9 protein-coding genes and 2 tRNA genes are annotated in these 11,088 nt (G+C 70.3%); 3 read left to right on the forward strand and 8 right to left on the reverse strand.

The annotated features are described in order from the left end of the window. Positions 1-13 precede the first annotated feature (13 nt). The 6 genes from ABZY12_RS33835 to ehuB form a co-directional block, all read right to left on the reverse strand. Positions 14-87 (reverse strand) — tRNA-Lys (locus tag ABZY12_RS33835). A gap of 62 nt (positions 88-149) precedes the next feature. Continuing rightward, on the reverse strand, positions 150-905 hold the full coding sequence (locus tag ABZY12_RS33840; protein ID WP_356897213.1) for an IclR family transcriptional regulator C-terminal domain-containing protein: 756 nt from the start codon (positions 903-905) through the stop codon (positions 150-152). 167 nt (positions 906-1,072) lie between these two features. After that, the gene (locus tag ABZY12_RS33845) at positions 1,073-1,837 is read right to left on the reverse strand and encodes an amino acid ABC transporter ATP-binding protein (RefSeq protein ID WP_356897215.1); all 765 of its coding nucleotides are present in this window, start codon (positions 1,835-1,837) and stop codon (positions 1,073-1,075) included. After that, complete coding sequence (gene ehuD, locus ABZY12_RS33850; RefSeq protein WP_356897217.1) at positions 1,827-2,477, reverse strand: ectoine/hydroxyectoine ABC transporter permease subunit EhuD; 651 nt, start codon at positions 2,475-2,477, stop codon at positions 1,827-1,829. Before ehuD ends, ABZY12_RS33845 begins: the two co-directional genes overlap by 11 nt. Further along, positions 2,474-3,133, reverse strand: coding sequence for an ectoine/hydroxyectoine ABC transporter permease subunit EhuC (gene ehuC / locus ABZY12_RS33855; RefSeq protein WP_356897219.1), 660 nt, complete (start codon positions 3,131-3,133; stop codon positions 2,474-2,476). The genes ehuD and ehuC overlap by 4 nt, the downstream gene beginning before the upstream one ends. Continuing rightward, complete coding sequence (ehuB, locus tag ABZY12_RS33860) at positions 3,130-4,017, reverse strand: ectoine/hydroxyectoine ABC transporter substrate-binding protein EhuB (protein WP_356897221.1); 888 nt, start codon at positions 4,015-4,017, stop codon at positions 3,130-3,132. The genes ehuC and ehuB overlap by 4 nt, the downstream gene beginning before the upstream one ends. A gap of 81 nt (positions 4,018-4,098) precedes the next feature. Here ehuB and ABZY12_RS33865 point away from each other — a divergent pair, with 81 nt between their 5' ends. Both ABZY12_RS33865 and ABZY12_RS33870 read left to right on the forward strand, forming a co-directional pair. Further along, positions 4,099-5,208 carry an LLM class flavin-dependent oxidoreductase gene (locus ABZY12_RS33865; RefSeq protein ID WP_356897223.1) on the forward strand — a complete coding sequence of 370 codons (1,110 nt, stop codon included), beginning with the start codon at positions 4,099-4,101 and terminating at the stop codon, positions 5,206-5,208. 257 nt (positions 5,209-5,465) lie between these two features. Beyond that, positions 5,466-7,154, forward strand: coding sequence for a glycosyl hydrolase family 18 protein (locus ABZY12_RS33870; protein WP_356897225.1), 1,689 nt, complete (start codon positions 5,466-5,468; stop codon positions 7,152-7,154). 129 nt (positions 7,155-7,283) lie between these two features. On the opposite strand, the gene ABZY12_RS33875 is transcribed toward ABZY12_RS33870, so the two are convergent. Then, positions 7,284-9,293, reverse strand: a complete 2,010-nt coding sequence (locus ABZY12_RS33875) for an EAL domain-containing protein (protein WP_356897227.1) — start codon at positions 9,291-9,293, stop codon at positions 7,284-7,286. Positions 9,294-9,648: 355 nt separating this feature from the next. Between ABZY12_RS33875 and ABZY12_RS33880 the strand changes: the two genes are divergently transcribed. Further along, positions 9,649-10,902, forward strand: a complete 1,254-nt coding sequence (locus tag ABZY12_RS33880; RefSeq protein ID WP_356897229.1) for a M6 family metalloprotease domain-containing protein — start codon at positions 9,649-9,651, stop codon at positions 10,900-10,902. Positions 10,903-11,000: 98 nt separating this feature from the next. Here ABZY12_RS33880 and ABZY12_RS33885 read toward each other — a convergent pair. Then, positions 11,001-11,074, reverse strand: a tRNA-Lys gene (locus ABZY12_RS33885). Positions 11,075-11,088 lie beyond the last annotated feature (14 nt).

Genomic DNA, 11,088 nt, shown 5'->3' on the forward strand with positions numbered 1-11,088 from the left:
CTTCTTCCGTCTGTGCGCCGCCAGGGACTCGAACCCCGGACCCGCTGATTAAGAGTCAGCTGCTCTAACCAACTGAGCTAGCGGCGCCTGCTGACAGAGAAAATACTACCTGGTCCCGCGGGGTGCTCATGACCACCCTCGCCGAGGGCTCAGATGGCCAGTGAGAGCACCACAGGGGCCGCTCTGCGGTTCAGCGTGTCCGCCGCCGAGCGAAGCCGGTGCGCGTGCTCGATCGGCAGCGACAGCGCCAGGCAGCCCACGGCCGCGCCCGCCGTCAGCGGGACCGCCGCGCAGACCGTGCCCACGGCGTACTCCTGCAGGTCGAGCACCGGGACGGTCGGCGGCTGGCTGTCCAGCTTGGAGAAGAGCACCTTCTCGTTGGTGATCGTCCGGGAGGTCAGCCGGGCGATCTTGTGGCGCGAGAGGTGGTCCCGGCGGCCGTTCTGGTCGAGCTGGGTGAGCAGGCACTTGCCGACGGCGCTGGCGTGCGCGGCGGAGCGGAAGTCCACCCACTCGTTGACCTTGGGTGTGCGCGGACCGTCGGCGAACTGGGTGATCTTCACCTCGCCGTCGATGTACCGGCTGATGTAGACCGCCGCGCCGACGGAGTCGCGCAGCTCGGTCAGCGTCTCCTGGAGCTTGGCCTCCAGGGCCTCGCGACGGGTCATTCCGGAGCCCAGGAGAACCAGCGAGTCCCCGACGACATAGGCGCCGTCGGCGACCTGCTCGACGTACCCCTCGCGGCGCAGCATCAGCAGGGACGACAGGTGGGCGACGGGCAGACCGGTCTCCCGAGCGATCTGGACGTCCGTCACCCCGCCACCGTGCCGTGAGACCGTCTCAAGGACGCGCAGGGCGTATTGCACCGAGTGGAACGGCGCGGTGGGCTCGGGCTTCAGCGCCACGGTTTCCCCCTACCAGGTTGTGACCGCAAGCTTCTGTACCACGATAGCCGTCAAGGACCGTTTGCGGGGCGGCTGTTGGCGAGATTCATGCGGCGCCCCAGCGCCGTACGCTGGGGCGCACCACCCTGGCATATGCCATAGGCACACTTGCCCGAAAGAGCCTCAGGTCAGAGCACCGCGCCGAGGAACTCGCGCGTGCGCTCGTGCTCCGGAGCCGAGAAGATTTTTTCCGGAGAACCGGACTCGATCACCTGTCCCCCGTCGAACATCAGCACCTGGTCCGAGATGTCCCGGGCGAAGTTCATCTCGTGCGTCACACAGATCATGGTGATGTCGGTCGTCCGCGCGATGTCCCGGAGCAGGTCGAGCACGCCGGCCACCAGCTCCGGGTCGAGCGCCGAGGTCACCTCGTCGAGCAGCAGGACCTTCGGCTCCATCGCGAGCGCCCGCGCGATCGCCACCCGCTGCTGCTGGCCGCCGGACAGCTGCGCCGGTCTGGCCTCGCACTTGTCGCCCAGACCGACGAGATCGAGCAGCTCGCGGCCGCGCGCCTCGGCCTCCTCCCGGCTCTTGCCCAAAGCCCGGACCGGCGCCTCGGTGATGTTGCGCAGGACGGACATATGAGGGAAGAGGTTGAAGTGCTGGAAGACCATGCCGATCTTCTTGCGGACCTCCCGGCGCTGCTTCTCGTCGGCCGGGTACAGCTTTCCGCCGTTGACCCGGATGGTCCCGGCGTCGGGCTTCTCCAAGGTCATCAGGAGCCGCAGGATCGTCGTCTTGCCGGAACCGGAGGGTCCGATCAGGGTGACGTGCTCGCCGGCCCGGACCGAGAAGCAGAGATCGTCGAGGACGGTGATCTCCTTGTCGCCGGTCCCGAATCGCTTGGTGACGTTCTCGAAGTGGATCAGGTCGTGGTCGGTGTCAGTGGGCAAGACGGCGCTCCAGGGTGCGGACGAGCAGGGAGGCGGGATACGCGATCAGGACGAAGGCCACACCGACCACCGTGAGCGGTTCGGTGTACTGGAAGGTGGCGGCGCTCTCGAGGCGGGACTGCTGGAGGAGTTCCAGCACGCTGATTCCGGCCAGGAGCGGGGTGTCCTTCAGCATCGCGATGACGTAGTTGCCCAGCGCGGGCGCGATCCGGCGCACCGCCTGCGGCAGGATCACCGTCACCCAGGTGCGGTGGCGCGGCAGGCTGAGCGCGGTCGCCGCCTCCCACTGGCCGGCCGGGACGGCGTCGATACCGGCGCGGTAGACCTGTGCGGTGTACGTCGAGTAGTGCAGGCCGATCGCGAGCGTGCCCGTGGTGAGGGCGGAGAACTGCACGCCCCACTCGGGCAGGACGAAGAAGAGGAAGAAGAGCTGCACGAGCAGCGGGGTGGTGCGGACGAACTCGGTGACGGCGTGCACCGGCCACCGGACGATCCGGCTGCGGGCCCGGAAGCCGAACGCCCAGACGAGTCCCAGCGTGAACGAGATCAGCGAGCCGAGGACCAGCACCTGGAGGGTGACGAGGAGGCCGTCCCAGAAGCGTGGCATGAAGTCCGCCACCGCGGACCAGTCCCAGTTCACTCGGTCACCACCCCCAGGTTCGCCTTGGTGCGTCGCTCCAGGGCCTTCATCGAGCGGGTGATCACGAGCGCGATCACGAAGTAGACGAGGAGCGTGACGGTGTAGATCCCGCCGCTCTCCTGGGTCGCGAGTCGCACCAGGTAGGCGGCGAACGACACGTCGCCGACGCCCAGCAGCGAGACCAGGGCGGTGCCCTTGAGCAGCTCGACGAGGAGGTTGCAGAGGGAGGGGATCATCTCCGGCACGGCCTGGGGGAGCAGTACGAGCCGCAGTCGTTGCCAGGGGGTGAGGCTGAGGGCGATGCCCGCCTCCCGCTGGGCCTTCGGTACGGCGTTCAGCCCGCCGCGCACGATCTCGGCGCCGTAGGCCCCGTAGGAGAGTCCGAGCGCGAGGATCGCCGCCCACATCGGGACGAGCTGCCAGCCGATCAGCGGTGGCAGGACGAAGAAGAGCCAGAACATCAGGATCAGGGCGGAGGTGCCGCGGAAGACCTCGGTGTAGAGCCCGGCGAGGAAGCGGACGAACCGGGAGCGGTGGGTGCGGGCGGTGCCGACGGTGAAGGCGACCAGCGCGCCGAGCGCGGCGGAGGCGATCAGGAGCTGGAGGGTGATCCAGATGCCGGGCAGGACCCAGTTCTGCCAGAGTCCGGCGGTCATCGGCACAGCTCCTCGGCGGTGAGCGTGGTCATCTCGGCCTGGGTGAAGCCGAAGCGCCGCAGGATCCGGAAGAGTTCGCCGCTCTTCTTCATCTTGTGCAGCTCGGTGTTGAAGGCGTCCCGCAGAGAGGCGTCGGTGGGGCGGAAGGCGAAGCCGCCGCCGTCGATCTTCTTCTCGCCGTCCACGACGGCGGCGAAGGGCTCGGTGGCCTCGGCCCCGCTGGACTTGCGGACCACCGCGCGGGTGGTGAGGGCGGTGCCGGCGAAGACGTCGACCCGGCCGGACTCGACGGCGTTCAGGCCGGCCACCTGGTCCTGGAGGATCACGATGTCCTTCTCCGGGTATCCGGCGGCCACCGCGTAGGCGATCTCGGCGTACCCGCTGCCGGTGGCGAAGCGGGCCTTGGCGCGGACGACGTCCTCGTACGACCGCAGACCCTTCGGGTTGCCCTTGCGGACGATGAAGGAGTCGAGCATCTGGTACTCGGGGTCGGCGAAGAGCACCTGCGCGCAGCGCTCCTTGTTGATGTACATCCCGGCCGAGACGACATCGAACTGCTGGGAGTTGAGCCCGGGGATGAGCGAGGCGAAGTCGGTGGCCACGGGCTGGACGCGCTCGATGCCGAGCCGCCGGAAGATCACCCGGGCCAGCTCGGGGGCCTCGCCCGTGAAGGCTCCCTGCTCGTCGACGTAGCCGTAGGGCACCTCGCCGGCGATCCCGAGGCGGACCGTGCGCTGGGATCTGAGACGGCCGAGGGTGTCGCCGGAGGCGACTCGCGCGCAGCCGGCCGCACCGAGCGCCGCGCCGGCCGCCCCGGCGGTGCCGAGGAGCAGGGTACGGCGATTTATGTGACTTGTCCTACTGGCGGGACCTGTTCGAGCCATGGGCGCGCCGCTACCCCGCGCTGGACGAGTCAATCCTGCGGAATAAGCGGAGACAGCCTCCTGTTCTCTTCCGTCGTACCTATGTCTTCGCACGCGGAAGGGTCGTCAACGGTGAGCGACGCGATTCGGGGCACGGCACACGGGGATTCGCCCGTACCGCTGTCCGTACTGGACCTGGTGACCGTCGGCAGCGGACGGACCGCGACGCAGGCGCTGGCGACGAGTGTCGAGATCGGCAAGCTCGCCGAGCGGCGCGGCTACCACCGCCACTGGGTGGCCGAACACCACTCCATGCCGGGCGTCGCCTCCTCCTCACCGGCCGTGATCCTGGCCCATCTCGCCGCCCACACGCGCCGCATCCGGCTCGGCTCGGGCGGTGTCATGCTGCCCAACCATGCCCCGCTGGTGATCGCCGAGCAGTTCGGGACCCTGGAGGCGTTCGCCCCGGGCCGGATCGACCTCGGCCTCGGACGCGCGCCCGGTACGGACGGCGCCACGGCCGCCGCCCTGCGCCGCACCCAGACCCTGGGCGAGGGGGCCGACGACTTCCCGCGACAACTGGCGGAGCTGACCCGGTTCCTGGACGACGACTTCCCCGAGGGGCATCCGTACGCCCGGATCCACGCCGTGCCCGGGCCCGTGCAGGGACCGAAGGGGCGCCCGCCGGTCTGGCTGCTCGGCTCCTCCGGCTTCAGCGCCCGCCTGGCCGGCTCGCTCGGTCTGCCCTTCGCGTTCGCCCACCACTTCTCCGCGCACAACACGATCCCGGCGCTCGACCTCTACCGGGACTCCTTCCGGCCCTCGGAGGTCCTCGACGAGCCGTACGCGCTCATCGGCGTCTCCGCACTCGCCGCCGACGACCCCGAGGAGGCCCGTCGCCAGGTCCTCACGGGCGCGCTGTCCATGCTGCGGCTGCGCACCGGCCGGCCGGGGCTCATCCCCACGCCGGAGGAGGCGGAGGCGTACGCCTTCAGCCCGACGGAGCAGGACTTCGTGAGCGGCTGGCTGGCGAACATCGTCCACGGCACGCCGGACGAGGTCCGGACGGGCCTGGACGACCTGCGCAAGCGGACCGGCGCCGACGAGCTGATGATCACGGCCAACGCGCACGGTGGGGAAGCCCGGCTGCGCAGCTACGAGTTGATCGCCGACGCCTACGGCCTGCCGGACGGAGTCGTTCCGGAGCAGTGAAAACCTGAGACCTTTCGGCGGGTTGGTTCAGTCTCGAACGACCTGACCGCGGATCCCTAAGCGAACCTTAAACCGCTCGTCACCTGTGGTGGCGGGCGGTTCCGTTGTCTGCCCCGCGCCGCTGACAAGGGCTTTCTCCGGCGAATTGGTCTAGTCCTCAATCTGGTTCAGACCATTGACGCACTGTTCACCCGGGGGCTATCACTTCCTCAACTCCTGTACGGCACAACCCCCCCAGCACTCCCCGGAGGCCGCACGTGCACCCCCGTAAGCCAGTGATCGCCGCGCTGCTCAGCACGGCCCTCGCCGCCGGCGCGCTCGCCGCGACCGTCGGACTCGGCTCCGCCCAGGCAGCCGACACCGCCGCCCCCTCGACCGGTGGCGTGAAGATCGCGTACTACGACCAGTGGAGCGTGTACGGGAACGCCTTCTACCCCAAGCACCTCGACACCCGGGGCATCGCGGGCAAACTCGACATCATCAACTACTCGTTCGGCAACATCCACCCGAACGAGCTCACCTGCTTCGAGGCCAACAAGGCGGCCGGTGACGACGCCAACCCCAACGCCGGTGACGGCGCGGGCGACTCGTACGCCGACTACCAGCGCTCCTTCTCGGCCGCGGACAGCGTCGACGGCGTGGCCGACAAGTGGGACCAGCCGATCGTGGGTGTCTTCAACCAGTTCAAGGAGCTGAAGGCGAAGCACCCCCATCTGAAGATCAACATCTCGCTGGGCGGCTGGACCTACTCCAAGTACTTCCACGACGCGGCGAAGACGGACGCGAGCCGCAAGAAGTTCGTGGCCTCCTGCGTCAAGCAGTACATCCAGGGCGACCTGCCGGTCGAGGGCGGCTACGGCGGCCCGGGCACCGCCGCCGGGATCTTCGACGGCATCGACATCGACTGGGAGTACCCGGGCTCGCCCGACGGCCACCTCGGCAACCACTACGGCCCCGAGGACAAGGCCAACTTCACCCTGCTCCTCGCCGAGTTCCGCAAGCAGCTCGACGCGTACGGCGCGGCCAACGGCGGCAAGAAGTACCTGCTGACCGCGGCCCTCCCGGCCGGCCAGGACAAGATCAAGCACATCGAGACGGACAAGATCGGCGCGTACCTCGACTACGCGAACATCATGACGTACGACATGCACGGCGCCTGGGACGGCGACGGGCCGACGTACCACCAGTCGCCGCTGTACTCCGGCGCGAACGACCCGACCGACCCGATCAAGCCGGGCACGGAGAAGTACTCGATCGACAACGCCATCGACTCCTGGATCGACGGCAAGCCGGCCTACGGCATCGCGGGCGGCTTCCCCGCGAACAAGCTGACGCTGGGCTACGAGTTCTACTACCGCGGCTGGAAGGGCGTCCCGGCCGGTTCGGCCAACGGCCTCGCGCAGCCGGCCACCGGCGCCTCGGCTGCCCGCCCGGTCAGCCAGCAGGCGGGCATCGCGCACTACAAGGAACTGGGCGGCATCGTCGACAACGCGGCGACGACCTTCTGGGACGACCAGGCCAAGTCCGCCTACTTCTACAAGGACGGCGAGTTCTTCACCGGCCTCGACAAGCGGACCATCCAGGCCCGCGCCGACTACGGCCACCAGCGGGGCCTGGCGGGCGCGATGATGTACTCGCTCCTCGGACTCGACGCCAACGCGACCCTCTTCAACGACATCGTGGCCGCGGTCGGTTCATCGCCGACCTCGCCGACGACGCCGCCCACCACGCCGCCGACGACCCAGCCCACCCCGACGCCGAGCCAGACGACCACGCCGCCGACCACGGGCTGCACCGCCCCGGCGTACGCGGCCGGGACGATCTACAACGGTGGCGCGCTCGTCTCCCACAAGGGCCGCACCTGGAAGGCGCAGTGGTGGACCCAGAACGAGGAGCCGGGCACGACCGGCGAGTGGGGCGTCTGGAAGGACCAGGGCGCCTGCTGACGCCCGGACCTCTTCACCCCCGCCCCGCCGGCCCCCGGCCTCTCGACCCTCCGACCCGCTGACACCTCCTGACCACTGCCCCCGCCCGGTTGTCCCACCGGCCGGGGGCAGTTCAGGTGTCTCCACCGGTCATACGCGGAGTGGCGCGACCCCGATGAGCTCCGCGATACGGTCCGGGGCCACCGCCCGTGAGTAGAGCCAGCCCTGCCCCGTGTCACAGCCGATCCGGCGCAGCCGGGTCGCCTGGCCGGACGTCTCCACACACTCGGCGGTGACGGTCAGGCCGAGCCGGTGCGCCAGCTGGACCAGCGCCTCGACGATCAGCTCGTCCGCCGGGTTGGCGTGCGCCTCGTCCTGGAAACCGCGGACGAACGAGCCGTCCAGCTTCAGGACCGAGACCGGCAGCCGGCTCAGGTACGCCAGGTTCGAATAGCCGGTGCCGAAGTCGTCGATGGCGATCCGGACGCCCATGTCGCTCAGCGCCTGGAGCGCCTGGAGGGGGCGGCCCGCCGAGCCCATCACCGCCGACTCGGTCAGCTCCAGCTGCAGCAGATGCGGCGCGAGGCCCGTCTCGGCCAGGATGCCGGCCACATCCGCCACCAGGTCCGAGTCCCACACCTGCCGTACGGCGACGTTGACGCTCACGAAGAGCGGGCGTTCGCGCGGGTGGTCCTTCTGCCACTGCCGGGCCTGGGTGCACGCCGTCCGCAGCACCCAGCGTCCCAGCTCGACGATCGAACCGTCCTCCTCGGCGATCCCGATGAACCGATTCGGCGCGAGCGAGCCGAACTGCGGGTGATTCCAGCGCACCAGCGCCTCCACCCCGCGCACCACGCCGTCCGCCATTCCCACCAACGGCTGGTACTCCAGCGCGAACTCGCCGCGCTCCACCGCCGGCCGCAGGGTCGAGGAGAGCGCCTGCCGGGTCATCCGGTGCGCGTTGCGTTCGGGGTCGAAGAGCGTCCAGCGGGCCTTGCCGTCCGCCTTCGCCCAGTACAGCGTCGTGTCGGCGGCCTGCATCAGGCCCGTCGCGGTCGTACCGCGGGCGCCCCGCTCCACCACACCGATCGAGGCGGAGACGGACAGCCGCTGCCCTGCCAGGTCGAAGGGCTGCTGGAGCGCGCACAGGACGGACTGCGCCAGGTCCGCGAGCTGCTCCGTTCCGGTCGAGTCCTCGACCAGGATGGCGAACTCGTCGCCGCCGAGCCGCGCGACCAGATGCCCGCCGCTCCTGGTGTACCCGTCGCTGTCCGCGCACTCCGTCAGACGGGCGGCGACGGCGGCGAGAAGCCGGTCCCCGACGCGGTGGCCCAGGGTGTCGTTGACCGCCTTGAAGCCGTCGAGATCGAGGTAGCAGAGACCGATCCGCCCTGTTCCGCCAAGCCCGTACGACTCGTACGACGATCTGATCTTCGGCCCCTCGTCCTCCTGTGCGGCCGCTTCCAGGGCGGCCGAGAGGCGCTCGAAGAACAGGGTGCGGTTGGGCAGCCGGGTCACCGGATCGTGCATCTGGAGGTGACGCAGCCGCGCCTGCAGCTCGCGCCGGTCGCTGATGTCCGCGATCGAGAGCAGGACGCGGCGGCTGTCGGGGACGGGAGAGACGGTGATCTCGGCCCACAGGGAACGCCCGTCGGGGTGCTTGAGCCGGCGGGTGCAGCGGAAGCGGGAGCGGCGGCCCCGCAGCACCTCGCGGTACGCGTGCCAGGTGCGGCCGTCGGAGGCCAGGTCGACGAGATCGGCGGCGGCCTGCTCGCGCAGGGAGCCGGCGTCGGTGCCGAAGAGCGTGCCGAGCGCGTCGTTGGCGGCGACGACGACGCCGTCCTGGTCGACGACGGCCATGGCGAGCTGGGCGGCGCGGAAGGCGGCGCGGTAGTCGCGGAGCTCGGCGGCCGTCCGGGGGTGCGTGGGGTGCGCGCCCGCGCGCGGGGTCGCATCGGCCCGGGAGGGCGCACCCGTCCCGGAGCCGGTGCCCGGGTAGGGGCCCGTGCCCTTGCGGGAGCCCGTGCCCTTGGGGGAGCCCCCGCCCGCCCGCGGGCCGCCTTCGGCCGTGGGGTCGGGATGACGCTCCGTGATCGGGGGCGTGGGCTCCCGTGCGGGCGAGAGCTGGGTGTGCACCGGTCGTTCGGGGGTTCCGCTCACCGCTCGCTCCCCTAGCGCAGTTGGGCCGTACAGATGTGGTCGGGATGGTCGGCCAAGGCAAAGTGTGCCGATCATAGAGGCTGTCCGGGGGGCCGATCCAGCTCCGGGGCGGCCGTCCTGCCCCCTGGACGGAGCGAAGCTCCGCTCCGTTGACCCCTGCCCGATCGTTTCTGCGCGGGTCTGACACGGGGCGTCGACGACGTGACCGAATGTGACTTTCCGTGAGCCTTGCAGGGGCGTGTCGCGTCGACCCTGTGGTGCCCGCTCACTCGACTGGGGTAGCGGAATAGTGCGAAATGCCGCAAATCATCACAAGGTGGATGAGGTGTCCCGCATTCCGGAGCCGGAGGTCTATGTGAGGGGTCAGCAGACACCCGGGGGAGTGGAACGTCCGTCGCTGCGTGCCTCGGCGGCGGCCTTCACTTCCCTCGTGGCGCTCGCCGCGACCGGACTCGTGGCGGGCCCCGCCGTGGGCGCACCCTCCGCGGGGCCGTGCGCCCTGCCCCGTACCGCGGCCCACCACTCCCTGGGTCTGGACACCTGGAACGGCTCCTATCCGAAGCCCGCCCGCACCCTCGACGCGGTCATGATCTTCCTGTCCTTCCCGGACTCCACCCCGCTGACCGGCACCGACGAACTGGTCGCCGACTACTTCCCGGGCACCGGCGACTTCTTCCGGCGTGCCTCGTACGGCCGGTTCACGCTGCGCGCCCACCCGCAGCGCGAGTGGATCGCCATGCCACGGGCCTCCACCGCCTACGGCATACAGCGTGACTGGGACACGGGCCGGCGTACGCAGTATCTGCGCGACGCGATCGCGGCGGCGAACGAGAAGGTCGACTTCTCGCGGTACGACATCGTCTATCTCGTCGCCGACCCGGACGCGCCGGGCGTGGACTCCGACGCGACGAAGGTCGTCAACCTCGACCATCCGCTCTCCGTCGACGGAGCGGACCTCAAGCGGGTCGTCACCGTCTTCGAACGGCATCCGCCGGACCGCAACGTGCTGGCTCACGAGACCGGGCACGTCTTCGACCTGCCCGACCTCTACCACCGGCCGACGGACGGCAAAGGCGACTGGGACACCCACGTGGGGGACTGGGACGTCATGGGCAGCCAGTTCGGCCTCGCGCCGGACCTCTTCGGCTGGCACAAGTGGAAGCTGGGCTGGCTGGAGCGGCGCCAGGTGGCCTGCGTCCAGGGGCCGGGCTCCCGGCTGCTCAGCCTGGAGCCGCTGGCGGCCGCGCCGGTTGCGGGCGGCACGCTCGGCACCCGGCTCGCGGTCGTACGGACGGGCCCGGGCACCGCCCTGGCGATCGAGGCACGCGCGGCGACCGGCAACGACGAGGACACCTGTACGGAGGGCGTGCTGATCTACCGCGTACGGAACGAGGCGGCGTCCGGGAACGGGCCGATCGAGGTCCTGGACACCCACCCCCGGACCGAGGCGTGCTGGGACCGCTCGGTGTACCCGCCGCTGGCGGACGCGCCGCTGGCGGTCGGGGAGACGTTCACGGTGCCGGAGGACGGGACGCGGGTGGAGGTGGCGGACCGGACCCGGGCGGGCGTGTGGACGGTGAAGGTGACGGTGGAGGAGGGCCGCGCCTGACGCGCGGGGCGCTCGCCGCCGGGGGTCGGGTGCGGGCGCGGGCCGGGCGCGGGCGCACGAAAAAGCCCCTCGCTCTCGCGAGGGGCTTTTCCCGTCTGTGCGCCGCCAGGGACTCGAACCCCGGACCCGCTGATTAAGAGTCAGCTGCTCTAACCAACTGAGCTAGCGGCGCCTGCTGACGTCGTA

The organism is Streptomyces sp. NPDC006551, assembly GCF_040611675.1.
Taxonomy (GTDB): Bacteria; Actinomycetota; Actinomycetes; order Streptomycetales; family Streptomycetaceae; genus Streptomyces.